The organism is Acidovorax sp. 106 (assembly GCF_003663825.1).
Classification (GTDB): domain Bacteria; phylum Pseudomonadota; class Gammaproteobacteria; order Burkholderiales; family Burkholderiaceae_C; genus Acidovorax.
Genome location: NZ_RCCC01000001.1, coordinates 771067 through 787299, shown reverse-complemented (window position 1 = coordinate 787299; position 16233 = coordinate 771067). Strand labels below are relative to the sequence as shown.

Genomic DNA, 16233 nt, shown 5'->3' with positions numbered 1-16233 from the left:
CATCAATGGCTGACGGTGTGGGGTTTTTGGGGCCTGCTCGTGTTTGGCCTTTGAGGTCATCGCCGCGCGCCCTGCACCCAGGCCGATTGCGGCCTACCATGGCGACTTTGCTTGCGAAGGGCCACCCATGACCACCACCCTCAAGATCGATTTCGTGTCCGATGTCTCCTGCCCCTGGTGCATCATTGGCCTCAAGGCGCTGGAGCAGGCGGCCGAGCGCTTACAGGGCCAGGTGGCGCTGGACTTGCACTTTCAGCCCTTTGAGCTGAACCCGCAGATGGGCCCAGAGGGCCAGGACATTGGGGAGCACCTGCAAGAAAAGTACGGCGCAACGCCGGAGCAAAGCCAGAAAAATCGCGACGCCATCGCTGCGCGCGGGGCCGAGTTGGGCTTCACCTTCCGCATGGACAAGCGCAGCCGCATCTACAACACCTTTGACGCCCACCGCCTGCTGCACTGGGCGGAAGAAAAGGGCTTGCAGCCCGCATTGAAGAAGGCGCTGTTCCAGGCCTACTTCACCGACGGCCAAAGCCCTGGCGACCACGAGGTGCTGGTGCGTGTGGCGAGCGACGTGGGGCTGGATGCGGCGGAGGCCCGTGAGGTGCTGGCATCGGGCCGCTATGCCGACGAGGTGCGCGAGCGCGAGCAGTTCTATCTGCAAAACGGCATCCACTCGGTGCCCGCCATCATCGTCAACGAACGCCACTTGATTCAGGGCGGCCAGCCTGTGGAGGTGTTTGAGCAGGCGCTGCGCCAGATTGCGGCCCAGGTCTGATTTTTGTCAAAAATGATAGCTGCTTGCGCTTATGGATAAAGCGCTAGAGGCTATTTTGATGCTGAATTGACAACGCCCCGCAACGATGGCCGCTGCGGGGCGTTTGTGGTGAGGCTGGCGGCCTACTTGCGCACGGGGATGGCTGTGGCTCGGTCTACGGGCACGGCGGTCAGGCTGTTTTGCGGCGAGCCGTCGATGAGCTTTTCGGAATACGTCAGGTACACCAGCGTGTTGCGTGGGGCGTCCACCATGCGCACGATGCGCAGGCGCTTGAACAAGATGGACATGCGTTCGCTGAACACTTCTTCTTGCTTCTTGAGCGGTTCGGGGATGCTGATGGGCCCCACCTGGCGGCAGGCGATGGAGGCCTCGGCGCGGTCTTCGGCCAGGCCCAGCGTGCCTTTGATGCCGCCGATGCGCGCCCGCGATACGTAGCAAGTCACGCCTTGCACGCCGGGGTCGTCATAGGCTTCTACAATGATGTCGTGGTCGCGGCCAATCCATTGGAAGGCGGTGTCCACCGTGCCAATTTTCTCGCCCGATGCGGCCAGGGCGGCGCTGGGGGCTGTGGCCACCAGCAGGCCGCCCGCCAAAGGCGCCAGCAGGGCCAGTGCTGCCACGGTGCTGCGCGCCAGGCGGCGCAAGGCGGTGGGGGGCATCATGCGGCGGGCCCGGTTTCGGTGCAGCGCTGTGCCAGATGGGCCAGGGCTTCTTCCACCTGGTCCACCAGCACCAGGCACAGGTCGCCCGGTTGCAGGCGTGCCAGGGCATAGTCAATGGCCACGAACTCGCCCCGGATTTCTTCGACATGCTTTGTGCGGCTGGCGCCCGCCAGGCCTTCGCGCAGCAGCGCCATGACCTCGCCGTCGCCCCGGCCGCGCTGGGCAGCATCCTGGTACAGGATCACTTCGTCAAAGGCGGCGCCCAGGATCACGGTTTGTGCGCGGATGTCTTCATCGCGGCGGTCACCCGCGCCGCTGATGACGACGCTGCGGCGGTTGCCGGGCAGGGCGTCCACGGCCTGCACCAGGGCGCGCATGGCATCGGGGTTGTGGCCGTAGTCGGCAATCACGGTGGCGCCGCGGTAGTCCATGACGTTGAAGCGGCCAGGGGCGTTGTCGCTGTCGTTCACAAAGCCCGACAGGCCGCGCCGAATGGTCTGCCAGGGCACGCCTGCTGCCCAGGCCGCAGCCACCGAGGCCATGACGTTTTCCACCTGGAAGCCAATGCGGCCGTTGCGCGTGATGGGCACATCACGCAGGTGGATGGACTCGCGCCACGAGCCTTCGGACGCCACGACTGCGTCGCCGTCCACATACACGGTGCGGTGGCCTTGGGCGCGGTGCGTGGCCATCACGGGGTGGTGGCGGTCCAGCGCAAAATAGATCACCTTGCCGGGGCAGGCCGATGCCATGGCCGCCACGATGGGGTCGGTGGCGTTGAGCACAGCATAGCCCGTGGGGGCGACGTTCTGCACGATCACCCGCTTGACCACCGCCAGGTCTTCCACCGTGGTGATGTAGTTCATGCCCAGGTGGTCGCCTTCGCCAATGTTGGTCACCACGGCCACCTGGCAGCGGTCAAACCCCAGGCCTTCGCGCAGGATGCCACCACGGGCAGTTTCAAAAACGGCGGCGTCCACCTCGGGGTGCAGCAGCACGTTGCGGGCACTCTTGGGGCCGCTGCAGTCGCCGCTGTCGATCTGGCGGCCGTTCACATACACGCCGTCGGTGTTGGTCATGCCCACGCGCAGGCCCTGCGCGGTGAACAGGTGCGCAATCAGGCGTGCGGTGGTGGTCTTGCCGTTGGTGCCAGTCACGGCCACGGTGGGGATGCGGCCATCATCGCCATGGGCGTAGAGGCGGTCCACCATGGCCTGGCCCACGTTGCGGGGCTTGCCGTAGCTGGGGGCCAGGTGCATGCGCAGGCCGGGGGCGGCGTTCACTTCCACAAAGCCGCCGCCTTGCTCTTCGAGCGGGCGCAGCACGGTCTCGGCCACCATGTCCACGCCGCAAATGTGCAGGCCCACCATTTGGGCGGCTGCAATGGCGCGGGCGGCCACGTCGGGGTGCACGTCGTCGGTCACGTCGGTGGCGGTGCCGCCGGTGGACAGATTGGCGTTGTTGCGCAGGATGACGCGCTGGCCCTTGGCGGGCACGGAGTCAGGGGTCAGGTCTTGCATGGCCAAGCGGGCCACGGCAATGTCATCGAGGCGGATCTTGGTGAGCGAGGTGGCATGGCCCTCGCCACGGCGGGGGTCTTGGTTCACCACTTCCACCAGTTGGCGCACCGTGTGCACGCCGTCGCCCAGCACCTGGGGCGGCTCGCGGCGGGCAGCGGCCACCAGTTGGTCGCCCACCACCAGCAGGCGGAAGTCGTGGCCAGGCAAGAAGCGCTCGACCATCACGGTGCCATAGTCGGCGGCGTTTTTGTAGGCTTCTTCCAGCTGGGCGCGGTCGGTGATGTTCACCGTCACGCCCTTGCCCTGGTTGCCGTCTTGCGGCTTGACCACCACGGGCAGGCCTACTTTGAGGGCCACTTCCCAGGCTTCTTCCACCGTTTCGACCGGCTTGCCCAGCGGCACAGGCACGCCTGCAGCATGCAGCAGGCGCTTGGTCAGGTCTTTGTCCTGGCCGATGGATTCGGCCACGGCGCTGGTCGAGTCGACTTCTGCGGCCTGGATGCGGCGTTGCTTGGAACCCCAGCCAAACTGCACCAAGCTGCCGCGTGTGAGGCGGCGGTAAGGGATGCCACGGGCCACCGCGGCTTCGACGATGGAGCCCGTGCTGGGGCCCAGGCGCTCGTCTTCGTCCAGCTCGCGCAGGTCGGCCACGGCCTTTTCGGCGTCAAAGCTGCCGTTGCCCAGCGCGGCCTGGATGAGCTGCTGCGCATCTTCAAACGCCTTGCGGCCCACGGCTTCTTCGCTGTATTCGACAACCACCTGGTACACGCCAACATCGGTGGTGGCGGTGGTGCGGGCGAATGTCACGGGGCAACCGGCCTGCGCCTGCAAGGCCAGGGCGGCGGTTTGCAGCACATGCGCCAGCGAGATGTCGCTGTCGCCGCCTTCGGGGTGCAGCATCCCGATGGCCGGAAACAGTGCGCGCAGGCGCGCTTCAAAACCAGCGATCTTGCCAATGGCGCGTTCGGTCTCGCTGCAGGCCACCAAGGCCTCGATGGCCATGTGGCGGCTCCAGAGGTTGGGGCCGCGCAGGGCCCGGGTGCGGGTTACGTCCATGAATTTTTCTCTCTATGTTCCGTCAGAGCGCAGTGCGGTGCGAAGTGTGCTCTGGTGTCATCGCGTGCAACAAGAAGGTTGGGGTGGCCTGGGCGGCTGTTGCGCCCAAGGGGTTGTGGGGCCGGGTCAGTGGGTGTCCAGCGTCGTCACCGATGTGGGGCGGGGGCTGACCGGGGCGTGCAGTTCGGGCTCAAAGGTCTTGATGCCCGCGCCGATCAGGTCGGGGGCAATGTCCAGCGCCCAGGCCGCGCCAATGGCGGCCAGCAAGGCGTCGGTGTTGGGCACCACGGCGTTTCGGCCAAAGGTCAACTCGCCCAGGGTGCCCAGCACATGTTCTGCAGTGCCTGTGGCCAGCACGATGCGCCCGTTCTTGACCAGCACGGCGCGGCCGTTGTCCTTGGCGCGGTGCTCCACGATGGCGGGCAAATCAGGGTTTTGTGCATACAGCACCACCGCACCATCGCACAGCGGGGCGAGCGCTGCCACCTGGTCGATGGCGGCGTTGAGCACGGCAGCGCCGTCGTCCAGCACCACATCCACCTGGGTGCGCAGCACCTTGGTCATCTGGTCTTGCTCATGCACATCGAATTCGGCCAGCGCGCCCAGGCCATCCATGTCGGTCACCACGCCCACCTTGCAGCGGTCGTAGGCCAGACCATCGCGCAAGATGGTGCGGGCGTCGTTCTCTATCACAGCGGCTTGCACCATCTGGTTCATCAGCAGGCGGTGGGCGGCTTCCCAGTGGGCGCTGTCGGCAGATTCGACGCGGCGGCGGTCCAGGAAGAGGCCATCGCGACAGGCCAGGCCGGTGTGGTGGCCGCCCAGGTGCAGCAGCCATGCCACCACGCGGGCAATGGTGGCCGTCTCACGGGTGCCCGCCACGCCCACCACGGGGATGCGGCCTGCCGTGCCTTCTTGGTGTTCCTCGGAAGGGAACAGGTGCTCTGCAATCGCCTGCCCCACAGGGCGCGGCGCGCCCACAGCGGGCTTGAGGTGCATCAGCAGGCCGGGGCCTGCGTTCACTTCCACAATCGCGCCGCCCTGGGCGTGCAGTGGCTTGGAGATGTCCTTGGCCACCATGTCGATGCCAGCGATATCGAGGCCCACCACCTTGGCGGCGAGCTGGGCAATGTAGGCCACCTCGGGATGCACGTCGTCGGTGCAGTCCACCGCCACGTTGCCGTTGCGCTGCACCACCACTTGGCGGCCTGCGGCGGGCACCGAGTCGGCTTGGAGGTCTTGGCGCTTGAGTTCCAGCAGTACTTTGGTGTCGGTGGCCAGGTCGATGATTTCGAGCGGGTACTCTTCCTCGTAGCCACGGCGTGGATCGGAGTTGAGCTGGGTGTCGATGAGTTCTTTGACGGTGGAGCGGCCATTGCCAGTGATGCTGACCACCTCGCCGCGCGCTGCGGCCACCACCTTGCCACCCACCACCAGGATGCGGTGCTCGTCGCCAGGGATGAAGCTCTCCACCATCACATCGCTGCCCTCGGGGTAAGCCACGTGGTAGGCGGCTTCGATGTCTTCTTTCTTGCGCAGGTCCAGCGTCACGCCCCGACCGTGGTTGCCGTCAGACGGCTTGACGACCACGGGCAGGCCGATGTCTTGGGCGGCTTCCCAGGCTTCTTCGGGGCTGTTGACCACCTGGCCTTCGGGGATGGGCACGCCGCAGGCCTTGAGCAGGCTCTTGGTGAGGTCTTTGTCGCTGGCGATGCCTTCGGCGATGGCGCTGGTGCGCTCGGTCTCGGCCGTCCAGATGCGGCGCTGGCTGGCGCCGTAGCCCAATTGCACCAGATTGCCGTCGTTCAGGCGGATGTGGGGAATGCCCCGGTCGGTGGCGGCGGTGACGATGCAGGCGGTGCTGGGGCCAAGGTACTGGTCGTCCACCTCGGTGCGCACGCGGGCCACGGCGGCTTGCACATCAAAGGGTTCGTCGTTGATGGCTGCCATGATGAGCGCATGGCCCTGGGCCAGCGCCACACGCGCCACGCTTTCGTCACGGGCACGGAAGACCATGCGGTACACGCCGCGCGCCGAGGTGCTGCGTGTTTGGCCAAAGCCGGTGGGCATGCCCGCCAGGTTCAGCAGTTCAATGACGATGTGCTCCAGCACGTGGCCGCACCAGGTGCCTTCTTGCAGGCGCTGCAAGAAACCGCCGCGTTCGCCAACGCCGCAGTGGTGCTCAATCAGGGCGGGCAGCCAGGCGGTGAGGCGGTCGTTGAAACCAGGCAGAGCGTTGGAGGGATGGTCTTCCAGAACCCCGAGGTCCAGCCAGACTTCCAGCACGGGGCGGTAGGTCCAGATATTGGGGCCACGCAGGTAGTTGATGCGAAGCAGTTGGATGTCGTCGATTTTTGCCATGGATCGGAGCGGTTCAGAGACACCGGACGGGCCGGACAGGGTTGCAATTGTGCGCCCGGTTGGGCTGGAAATTGGCGGGAAGGTGGGATGTAAGTGTCAGCTTTCGTTGGCGGCCTGGGTTTCGGTCAAAATTCCCGCATCTGCACAGGCTGCAGTTTTGGACTGTGGACTGCTGAAAAACAAAGAATATGCAACATCACCATTCTGTAGACGCCTCGGGTGTCTTTTCTGGCCCTTTGGGGGCCGATTTGCGGGCCATGCTCGCGCCCCAAGAAAACGTGTTGGCTACGTTACAGGTTGACCTGAGCGTGGATTTGCGTTTTGCCAAGGGCTGGGTGGTCGTGACCGCCAACCGCCTGATCGCTTGCGATGCGGGCTCCACCACCTGGCAAACCTGGGCGGTGGGAGAGGGGCTGTCACTGAAGATGCAAGACCACGGCGGCGTGGGCACACTGGAGCTGCACAGCCCCGAAAAGCGCTTGTCGTTCTGGCGATTCACGCTGGGCAACCACCCGCAGGCGCTGCGTCTGGTGCAACGATTTGAGCAGCAGCTGGCGTATGCGGCGGACCCGGCAAGCGCCGAGCAAGAGGCTGACGACCCCGCCTGCCCCATCTGCCACACCCCGTTGCCGCCCGACACCGAAGAGTGCCCGGCCTGCGCACGCGCTCAGCCCCCGCAAACGTCCACTTGGGTGCTGCTGCGGCTGTGGCGCTTTGCGCGGCCCTACCGCAAGCAATTGGCGGCAGGCTTTGCGCTGACGATGGCGTCCACCGCCGCCACGTTGGTGCCGCCGTACCTCACCATCCCGCTGATGGACGACATCCTGATTCCTTACCAAAACGGTCAGCAAATCGATCCCGCAGTGGTGATGGTGTATCTGGGGGGGCTGCTACTGGCGGCGCTGGCCGCTTGGGGCTTGTCTTGGGCGCGCACCTACATCCTCGCGCTGGTGTCCGAGCGCATTGGTGCGGATCTGCGCACCACCACGTACGAGCACCTGCTGCGCCTGTCGCTCGACTACTTTGGCGGCAAACGCACGGGCGACCTGATGGCTCGCATCGGTTCGGAGACGGACCGCATCAACGTGTTCCTGTCGCTGCATGCGCTGGATTTCGTGACCGACGTGCTCATGATTTGCATGACGGCGGCCATCCTCTTCTCCATCAACCCGTGGCTGGCGCTGGTCACGTTGGTGCCGCTGCCGTTCATTGGCTGGATGATCCACACCGTGCGCGACCGTTTGCGCACAGGCTTTGAGAAGATCGACCGCGTGTGGTCTGAAGTGACCAACGTGCTGGCCGACACCATTCCCGGCATCCGCGTGGTGAAGGCTTTTGCACAGGAAAAGCGCGAGGCCCAGCGCTTTCGCGATGCCAATCAGCACAACCTGGAAGTCAACGACAAGCTCAACAAGACCTGGAGCCTGTTCACTCCCACCGTTTCGCTGCTCACTGAAATCGGCTTGCTCGTGGTGTGGGCCTTTGGCATCTGGCTGGTGTCGCACAACCAGATCACGGTGGGTGTGCTCACCGCGTTCATTGCCTACATCGGGCGCTTCTATGGTCGGCTGGATTCGATGAGCCGCATCGTGTCCGTGACGCAAAAGGCTGCCGCTGGCGCCAAGCGCATTTTTGACATCCTGGACCACGTCAGCAATGTGCCCGACCCGGCCCAGCCTGTGAAGGTGGACAAGGTGGAGGGCTCCATCACCATGCAGGGCGTGGGCTTTCGCTATGGCAGCCGTGCCGTTATCAAGGGGCTGGACCTGGAGATCCGCGCGGGCGAGATGATCGGCCTGGTGGGCCACAGCGGCTCGGGCAAGAGCACGCTGGTCAATCTGATCAACCGCTTTTATGACGTCAGCGATGGCTCCATCCAGGTCGATGGCATCGATATCCGCCGCTTTGCGGTGGCCGACTACCGTTGCCACATCGGTCTGGTGCTGCAGGAACCCTTCCTGTTCTTTGGCACCATCGCCGAGAACATTGCCTACGGCAAACCCCACGCCACACGTGAAGAAATCGTGGCGGCCGCCCGCGCGGCCCATGCGCACGAATTCATCCTGCGCCTGCCGCACGGCTACGACTCGCTGGTGGGTGAGCGCGGCCAGGGCCTGTCGGGCGGTGAGCGCCAGCGCATCTCGATTGCCCGTGCGCTGCTGATCGACCCCCGCATCCTGATCCTGGACGAAGCCACCTCGGCGGTGGACACGGAAACCGAGAAGGAAATCCAGAAGGCGCTGGACAACCTGGTGCAAGGCCGCACCACCATTGCCATTGCCCACCGCCTGTCTACCCTGCGCAAGGCGGACCGCCTGGTGGTGATGGACCGTGGCGAGGTCGTGGAAGTGGGGCCACACGACGAACTGATGGAAAAGCAGGGCGCTTACTGGCGCCTGTATGAAGCCCAGGCCCGCCGCGCCGAAGAAGACGCCCAGGCCGCAGGTGTGATCATTGACAGCAGCTTGCTGCACCCCGCCCACCCTGCGGGCAACCCTTGAGACAGAAGAAGAACCATGACTGCTCAGACCCCTTCCCCTGTCGCTCCATCCTTAGCTCCATCCACCGCTTTCTCGGGGCAATTGCACCGCAACCCCCATGGCCGCTTGGTGCTCACCTTGCCCGACGGCACTGCCCATGAGGGCGTGGTGCCCGTGCGCGCGTTCCCTATTGCTGCGCCCCATGAAGGCTTGTCCCTGGTGGGCGCAGATGGGCATGAACTGCAATGGATCGATCGACTGGACACCTTGCCAGCCCCCCAGCGCCAATTGCTTGAAGAAGAGTTGGCGGTGCGGGAGTTTGTGCCTACTATCGAAAAAATCATTGCAGTGTCTAGTTTTTCAACCCCCAGTACCTGGGATGTGCAGACCGACCGAGGCGCCGCCCGGTTGGTGCTCAAGGCCGAAGAAGACATTCGCCGCCTGGCGGGTCGTACCCGGCTTTTGATTGCAGCGGGCGAGGGGGGGCAGTTCAAGGTGCCCGATACCACGGCGCTGGACAAGCATTCGCGCAAGTTACTGGAGCGCTTCTTGTAAGTAGCGATGGTCTGGATGGTGGGTGGTTTCTAGGGGTTAACCCTTAATTTTGGCCAATTGGCAAAAAAGACCTTAATTTGCCCTTCTTTTTGCCGAAATGAAGTACGAAGAAGGTGGCAGAGCCACCGCATGTTTTTACTTCACCACGGGCCACTGCCATGCAAATGCCACCTGTCGACCGATCGCCGAGTTGGCGTCCTCAGGGCGCTGATTTGTATTCCACTGGCGCCTCCGGCGCCCCTGCGGTGCGTCCTATCAACGCACCCAATCCCGTCGAATCTGCGGACCGACTGGGCGAGGGGGCGACCGTGCGAGAGCCTGACAAGCCGTCTGCCACCGATACCCAGAACCGCGACTGGACCGAAGTCAAGAAGAAGGAAACGGTGGAGGAGCCGCCTGAGCCGCCCAAAGAGCCCATCTACAAGCAGCTGCTGGAGCTGATCCAGTCCATGTGGCGCGCCAGCGGTAGCGCCGTGGAGGTGGCGCAGGACATCAACAAGATGACCCAGCAAGAGCGGCTGGCCCAGCAAGTCAAGCAAGAAGAGCTGACTTACTCCGACCCCAAGATCAAGCGCACTGCCGGGCTCTGACCGAGGCCTGGGGCTTTGCCGGGCCCGTGTTTTATTCCGCCTTGCTGCCTGCGCTGGCGCTTTCAGTGGCCGTGGCGTGTTCCGGTGTTGGGCTGTGTGCAGGCTGGGCTGCCTGGGCGGCTTTCTGTCGATCGCGTTCTGCACGGTATTTGGCGGCAAAGGCGCGCACTTCCTCGTACGAAACGTAGTTGTCGTGGTCGGTGTCGGCCTCGTCAAACGCTGCTGACAGGCGGGGGAACAGCTTGACCTCGGTGCGGCTGAGCTTACCGTCGCCATTGAAATCCAGCATCTTGAACTCGCGCATGGCCTTTTGCTCGCCCTTGCTGGGGGCTGCGTTGGCGGTGCTGGTTTCTGTCGGGGCGGGGTCTGGGCTTTGGGCCAGCACCAGGCTGCATGCCAGGGCGGTGCTGCAGGCCATCAAGGTTTTCAGAAAAGACATGGGCGCGCTCCTGGGTGATTCGGGGGATGGCTGCGGACGGGTGGGCGTCATTGGCGCCCTGCAGACCCCATCGCTCCGGTTTGGTCGTCAGGGCAGCTTGGGACTTGGCAACGCATTTGCAAGCGTGTGAGTCCGCTGGCTCACCAAAGGTTGCAGTTCTTCACCGCCGTTTACCGTGATGGCATGGGCGCGCGCATCGCTTGAGCCCGGTCATTGCGGGGTGCTTGGCGCGCTGGAATGGGCCGGAATATTGGAAATGCCGCTGCTCACATGGCCCGATGGCACATGCTGCGCCGCCGAGTTGACGTGCCCCGTCTGGTCGTCAAAGAAGAAGTCGGGCTCAAATTCGCGCAGGAAGGGGCCTTTTTCGAGGCCCCCCAGAAACATGGCCTCGTCCACCGCTAGGTTCCACTTCATCAGGGTGTTGATGGCGCGCTCATGCGCCGGGGCGCTGCGGGCCGTGACCAGCGCAATGCGCAGGCGCATGCCCGAGGCACCCGCTTGCTGTTGCAGCTGGTGCAGGGCGGCCAGCAGGGGCTTGAACGGGCCACCAGACAGCGGCAGCGCCGCCTTGCTGATCTCGTGCGTCTGGAAGGCTGCCAGCCCTTCGGCCTGGTACACGCGCTCGGCTTCGTCCGAGAACAGCACCGCATCACCGTCAAACGCAATGCGCAGCTCGTTGGGGTAGTCCACCCCGGCGGCCACCGATTCGGTCAGCACCCGCGCCGCAGGAAAGCCCAGCGCCAAAGCGGCGTTTACATCTTGCTCGTTGGCCGACAAAAACAGGTGCGCGCCCAGCGGCCGCAGGTAGCGAAAAGGGTCGCGCCCCTGGGTGAACACGCCGCGCTCCAGCGGCAGCCCAGCCTCCTTGGCCGAGCGAAAGATACGCAGTGCACTCACCGGGTCGTTGCGCGAGAGGATGACCACCTCCACCCGCCGTGCCTGGGGCGTGTTGAAGGCCAGCAGCTTGCGCACCAGCTGAAACGCCACGCCGGGCTTGGCGGGCACCTGCAGGCGCGCTTGCTGCAGCTCCATGTAGGCCCGTGGGTCCAGCGGGTCAAAGACACGGTTTTCTTCTTCAAAGTCAAACAGCGCGCGTGACGAGATCGCCACCACCAGTTTGTCGTCCAGCGTTACGGCCATGGTGTGAGTTCCGGAGGGGGCTTTATTTCACAAACTTGTTCAACTCGATGATGGGCTGCATCACCGCCAGCACGATGGTCATCACGATCAGGCCCATGCTCACGATGAGCAGCGGCTCCAAGATGGTGGCCAGTTGCAGCGAGCGCCGCTGCACTTCGGTTGATATTTGTGTGGCCGCGCGCTGCAGCATCAGGGGCAATTGCCCCGTCTGCTCGCCCAGGCGGGCAAACATGGACACCAAGCCCGGGAAGCGTTTTTTTTGTGCCAAGGCCGATGCCAGCGGGGCGCCTTCGCGCACCAGCACCAGTGCGTCCAGCGCATCGGCGCGCATGGCGCGGTTGTTCAGTGTTTCGGCGGCGGCCTGCAGTGCCTTCAGGATGGGTACCCCGGCGCCTGCCAGCATGGCCAGCGTGCCTGCAAAGCGGGCGGCGTTGTAGCCGCGTGCCAGCTTGCCCACCACGGGCAGGTTCAGCCAGGCGGCGTCAAACTTTTCACGAAAAGACTCGAAAGTCAGCGCCCAGCGAGCGCCAGAAGCTATCAAAATGAGAGTGATCAGCATCAACCAGCCGTAGTGCCGGACCAAGTCGCTGATGGTCAGCATCATCACCGTGAGAAACGGCAGCGCCCGCTTGGTGCCCGCAAACACGCTGGCCACCTGGGGCACCACGTATCCCACCAAAAACAGCACGATGACGATGGCCACCACCGTCACGATGGCCGGGTACAGCGCCGCGCCGATGAGCTTGGCCTTGAGGGCCTGGCGGTCTTCCAGGTCGTCGGCCAGGCGCTCGAGCACCATGCCCAGGTCGCCACTGTGCTCGCCTGCGCCAATCACTGCGCAGTAGATGTCAGAAAACTCCCGTGGGTGTTGCCCCAGCGCCCGGGCAAAGGTCGAGCCCGCATTCACCTCGGCACGCAGTGCCGCCACCAGGTGGCTTTGTCGGTCGTCGTCGGCCTCTTCGCTCAGCGCGGTGAGTGCCCGCTCCAGCGGCAGGCCCGAAGACACCAGACCTGCCAACTGCCGGGTCCAGATCGCCAGCGCTGTGGCACCAAACACCGGGCGGGTGAACAGGCGCTGCCCCAGCGCGCTGGTGCCCCCTGCGGTGTTTTGTCCTGTTTGCACCAGCTCCACCGACATGGGCACCAGCCCCTGGGCGCGCAGCATGCCGCGTGCGGACTTGGCGGTGTCGGCCTCCAGCAGGCCTTTGCGGGTCTGGCCCTGGGCGTCCAGGGCTTCAAATGAAAAAGCGGGCATGTATCGGGTGGCAAGCGGTGTCAGTGGGCAAGGGACGTTGCAGTGCAGGGCGCTGCAACGCCCACGATGGTAGCCGCTTGGTGTGAACGCGGCGTGGTTCTGGGCGCCAGCGCACATCGAGATTCCTACCGAAGTCTCACAATGCCCCCTGTGTCTGCGGCACAGGGCTGCAGGCCATGTCAGTCAAACACCAGGGAGTGATTCATGCTCAAAGGCAAAGTGGGACTTGTGACCGGGGCTTCGTCAGGCATTGGCCGCGCCATTGCTCTGCAGTGGGCGCGCGAGGGCGCCAAGGTGGTGGTGTCCGATGTGAACACCGCTGCGGGCGAGGAGACTGTGGCGCTGGTGCGTGCCCAAGGGGGCGATGCGCTGTTTGTGGCCGCCGACGTGGGCAGCGCCGCCGACAGCGAAGCCCTGGTGCAGCGCACCGTGGCGCACTATGGGCGGCTGGATCTGGCCTGCAACAACGCCGGCATTGGCGGCCCGCAGGCCCCCACAGCAGACTACCCGCTGGACGGCTGGGCGCAGGTCATCAACATCAACCTTTCGGGCGTGTTCTACGGCATGAAGTACCAGATCGCCGCCATGCTGGAGGGCGGGGGCGGCGCCATCGTCAACATGGCGTCCATTTTGGGCGCTGTGGGTTTTGCCACGGCACCGGCCTACACGGCCGCCAAACACGGGGTGGTGGGCCTGACCCAGGCTGCCGCGCTGGAGTACAGCGCCCAAGGCGTGCGCATCAATGCCGTGGGTCCGGCCTTTATCCACACCCCCATGATCAGCGGACTGGAGGCCAACGCCGCCGTGCAGGCCATGCTGGTGGCCTCGCACCCCATCGGCAGGCTGGGCCAGCCCGAGGAGGTAGCCGAGCTGGTGACCTGGCTGGCGTCGGACAAAGCCTCGTTTGTCACCGGGGCGTACTACCCCGTTGATGGCGGCTATCTGGCGCGCTGAGCGGACTTGGCAGGCTTGGCTCAGGCCAGGGCGGCTGTGTGATCAGCCAAACTGGCGTGCGCCTGGGCCGCAATGTCCAGCGAACGCAGCCTCAGCGCTGGGTCGTACACATCGCACACCAGGATCAGCTCGTCGGCTCCCGTGTCTTGTACCAGCCGGGCCAGGCCTTCGCGCACTGTGTCTGGCCCGCCGATCACGGCGGCCGCCAGAAAGTCGCCAATCGCCGCGCGCTCTTGCGGCTGCAGCCGGGCCGCAAAGCCCTCTACGGGAGGCTGCAGGCTGATGCGGCTGCCCGTCAGGATGCCCAACACGCGCTGGTAGGTGCTGCTGGCCAGGTATTCGGCCTCATCGTCGGTGGGGGCTGCAATCAGCGGCACGCCAATGGCCACATAGGGCTTGGGCCAGGCGGCCGACGGGCGGTACAGGTTGCGGTACAGGTCAATCGCCTGGTGCAAAAAGCGCGGCGCGAAGTGCGATGCAAAGGCATACGGCAAACCCCGCTCGGCCGCCAACTGGGCAGAGAACAGGCTGGAGCCCAGCAGCCAGATGGGCACGTTGGTGCCCGCCCCCGGCGTGGCCACCAGCCGCTGGCCGGGCTCGGCCGGGCCCAGCAGGCGCTGTAGCTCGGCCACGTCTTGCGGAAAGTCGTCGGCCGTCTCCACCCGGCTGCGGCGCAGCGCGCGCATGGTGGTGGGGTCGGTGCCAGGGGCGCGGCCCAGGCCCAGGTCAATGCGGCCGGGGTACAGCTCGGCCAGCGTGCCAAAGGCCTCGGCCACCACCAAGGGGGCATGGTTAGGCAGCATCACCCCGCCCGAACCCACACGGATGCGCGAGGTGCCCCCCGCAATGTGCCCCACCAGCACGGCCGTGGCCGAGCTGGCAATGCCCGCCATGTTGTGGTGCTCTGCCAGCCAATAGCGGGTAAAGCCCAGCGTCTCGGCATGCTGGGCGGTGCGCAGCGCAATCTTCAGGGCCTCTGCCACCGTGCCGCCTTCGCGCACGGCGACCAGATCAAGCATGGACAGGGCGGGGCGGCGCAGGGTGGGGGAGTGGGCATGGGTCATGCATTCATTGTCTGCTTGTGCGGCGAGGGCTGCTTGCGTGCCTGCACTAGCCGCTGTCCGCGTCGGGGTTGCTGCCACCCAAAGCGAACGGAGGTGCATTTTTTTGATAGCCAAAACACGGGTTGCGATACAAAATGTTTCACGAAAGTGTGTTCGCCACCGCAACGCCCTTCGCTTTGTTCACCAACCCGAGGCCAGGCATGGGCTTTTTCAGCCGTTTTTTCAAAATCCGAGAGCAAGCCCCAGACACTGCAGAGACCACCTGGGCCATGGAGGACAACGGCAGCGAGCTGGTGCTGGACCCCGAGTACGCAGCCACCCTGATGACCGAGTTGGACCTGGATGCCGCCATAAGCAGCCATGAGGCGTGGCGCATGCAGCTAGACGACCTGGTGCAAGGCCGCTCCACCGAAGTCCCGCAGGTAGATTCCATTTGCCAGGCCGATCGCTGTGACCTGGGGCGCTGGCTGGGCGGAACTGGGCGCCTGCGGCTGGGCCACTACCCGGCGTTTGACATGCTGGTGGCCCGCCACCAGTACTTCCACCAGCAGGCCGCTGCCGTGATTGCTCTCATGCATGCGGGGGACCAGCTCAAGGCGCAGCAACTGTTCAACACCAGCTGCCGCCATGCGTCCAACCAGGTGCTGCTGTTGCTCAAAGAACTCAAGCGCGGTCTGGGCCGCTGAGCGTGGTTCAGAGCCTTGTGGGATTTTTGCTATTGATAAGTGAGCTGCCTGCGCTTATTTGATGTGCACTGCGGGCAGATTGATGGCAAAAAATTGCCGGATCAATAGCTCCGTCCCCCTTTGTACATCGCATGCTGGCGCCGGTTCAGCGTAGCGGCTTCGCCCAGGCGGCCCATGGCGGCGCCTGCATGGGCGTGGGTGATGGCCATGCCCAGGCCGTCGGCCGCGTCGGTACCGGGCAGGCCGGGCAGGCTCAGCAACCGTCGCACCATCTCCTGCACCTGGCTTTTGGCAGCACGGCCGTGGCCCACCACGGCTTTTTTCATCTGCAGCGCGGTGTATTCAGCCACCGGCAGGTTGCTGGCCACCAGGGCCGTGATGGCCGCCCCCCGCGCCTGGCCCAGCAGCAGGGTGGACTGCGGGTTGACGTTGACGAACACGATTTCGACCGAGGCCACATCGGGCTCGTAGCGCGCCGCCACCTCGGTAATGCCGTCAAACAGAATCTTGAGCCGCCCAGGCAAGTCGCCCAGCGCGAGGGTGGTGGTGCGGATGGTGCCGCTGGCCACGTAGCTGAGCTTGTGGCCGTCCATGTCCACCACGCCAAAGCCGGTGGTCTGCAGGCCGGGGTCAATCCCTAAGATGCGCATTTGCTATTGAATTTGTAGCTGCTGGCGCTCATTCAATAAGCGC

The 16233-nt window shown here is 64.8% G+C and carries 14 protein-coding genes; 6 read left to right on the top strand and 8 right to left on the bottom strand.

Annotation, left to right across the window (positions count from 1 at the left end; translation table 11 throughout):
- The first annotated feature begins 127 nt into the window (after positions 1–127).
- Positions 128–775 carry a DsbA family oxidoreductase gene (locus C8C98_RS03460; protein ID WP_121455997.1) on the top strand — a complete coding sequence of 216 codons (648 nt, stop codon included), beginning with the start codon at positions 128–130 and terminating at the stop codon, positions 773–775.
- 122 nt (positions 776–897) lie between these two features.
- Here the strand turns inward: C8C98_RS03460 and C8C98_RS03455 are convergent, their stop codons facing one another.
- From C8C98_RS03455 to cphA (C8C98_RS03445), 3 genes are all read right to left on the bottom strand, one after another.
- Positions 898–1437: a CreA family protein gene (locus tag C8C98_RS03455; protein WP_233574437.1), complete on the bottom strand. Its 540-nt coding sequence runs from the start codon at positions 1435–1437 to the stop codon at positions 898–900.
- Positions 1434–4013 (bottom strand): cyanophycin synthetase, encoded by a 2580-nt coding sequence (gene cphA / locus C8C98_RS03450; RefSeq protein ID WP_121453143.1) that lies wholly within the window; start codon positions 4011–4013, stop codon positions 1434–1436. Before cphA (C8C98_RS03450) ends, C8C98_RS03455 begins: the two co-directional genes overlap by 4 nt.
- A gap of 126 nt (positions 4014–4139) precedes the next feature.
- Positions 4140–6374, bottom strand: coding sequence for a cyanophycin synthetase (cphA, locus tag C8C98_RS03445; RefSeq protein ID WP_121453142.1), 2235 nt, complete (start codon positions 6372–6374; stop codon positions 4140–4142).
- 188 nt (positions 6375–6562) lie between these two features.
- Here cphA (C8C98_RS03445) and C8C98_RS03440 point away from each other — a divergent pair, with 188 nt between their 5' ends.
- The 3 genes from C8C98_RS03440 (at position 6563) to C8C98_RS03430 (ending at position 9999) form a co-directional block, all read left to right on the top strand.
- Positions 6563–8875: an ABC transporter ATP-binding protein gene (locus C8C98_RS03440; protein WP_121453141.1), complete on the top strand. Its 2313-nt coding sequence runs from the start codon at positions 6563–6565 to the stop codon at positions 8873–8875.
- Positions 8876–8890: 15 nt separating this feature from the next.
- Positions 8891–9409, top strand: a complete 519-nt coding sequence (locus C8C98_RS03435; RefSeq protein WP_121453140.1) for a DUF1854 domain-containing protein — start codon at positions 8891–8893, stop codon at positions 9407–9409.
- A 158-nt stretch (positions 9410–9567) separates the two neighbouring features.
- Positions 9568–9999, top strand: coding sequence for a hypothetical protein (locus C8C98_RS03430; protein WP_099656496.1), 432 nt, complete (start codon positions 9568–9570; stop codon positions 9997–9999).
- 31 nt (positions 10000–10030) lie between these two features.
- Here C8C98_RS03430 and C8C98_RS03425 read toward each other — a convergent pair whose 3' ends face one another.
- The 3 genes from C8C98_RS03425 to gspF form a co-directional block, all read right to left on the bottom strand.
- Entirely contained in the window at positions 10031–10438 is a 408-nt protein-coding gene (locus tag C8C98_RS03425) for an EF-hand domain-containing protein (protein ID WP_199726542.1), read from the bottom strand.
- 210 nt (positions 10439–10648) lie between these two features.
- A complete protein-coding gene (locus C8C98_RS03420) occupies positions 10649–11581 on the bottom strand; it encodes a 5'-nucleotidase (RefSeq protein WP_121453138.1) in 933 nt (310 codons plus the stop codon).
- Between the two features lie 22 nt (positions 11582–11603).
- The gene (gene gspF, locus C8C98_RS03415) at positions 11604–12836 is read right to left on the bottom strand and encodes a type II secretion system inner membrane protein GspF (RefSeq protein WP_121453137.1); all 1233 of its coding nucleotides are present in this window, start codon (positions 12834–12836) and stop codon (positions 11604–11606) included.
- Between the two features lie 204 nt (positions 12837–13040).
- Between gspF and C8C98_RS03410 the strand changes: the two genes are divergently transcribed.
- Positions 13041–13790, top strand: coding sequence for an SDR family oxidoreductase (locus C8C98_RS03410; protein ID WP_121453136.1), 750 nt, complete (start codon positions 13041–13043; stop codon positions 13788–13790).
- 20 nt (positions 13791–13810) lie between these two features.
- Here the strand turns inward: C8C98_RS03410 and C8C98_RS03405 are convergent, their stop codons facing one another.
- On the bottom strand, positions 13811–14854 hold the full coding sequence (locus C8C98_RS03405) for an LLM class flavin-dependent oxidoreductase (RefSeq protein WP_199726541.1): 1044 nt from the start codon (positions 14852–14854) through the stop codon (positions 13811–13813).
- 134 nt (positions 14855–14988) lie between these two features.
- On the opposite strand from C8C98_RS03405, the gene C8C98_RS03400 reads away from it, so the two are divergent.
- Positions 14989–15540, top strand: a complete 552-nt coding sequence (locus tag C8C98_RS03400) for a CZB domain-containing protein (RefSeq protein ID WP_233574436.1) — start codon at positions 14989–14991, stop codon at positions 15538–15540.
- Positions 15541–15641: 101 nt separating this feature from the next.
- Here the strand turns inward: C8C98_RS03400 and ruvC are convergent, their stop codons facing one another.
- Complete coding sequence (ruvC, locus tag C8C98_RS03395) at positions 15642–16190, bottom strand: crossover junction endodeoxyribonuclease RuvC (RefSeq protein WP_099656490.1); 549 nt, start codon at positions 16188–16190, stop codon at positions 15642–15644.
- Between the last annotated feature and the right edge of the window lie 43 nt (positions 16191–16233).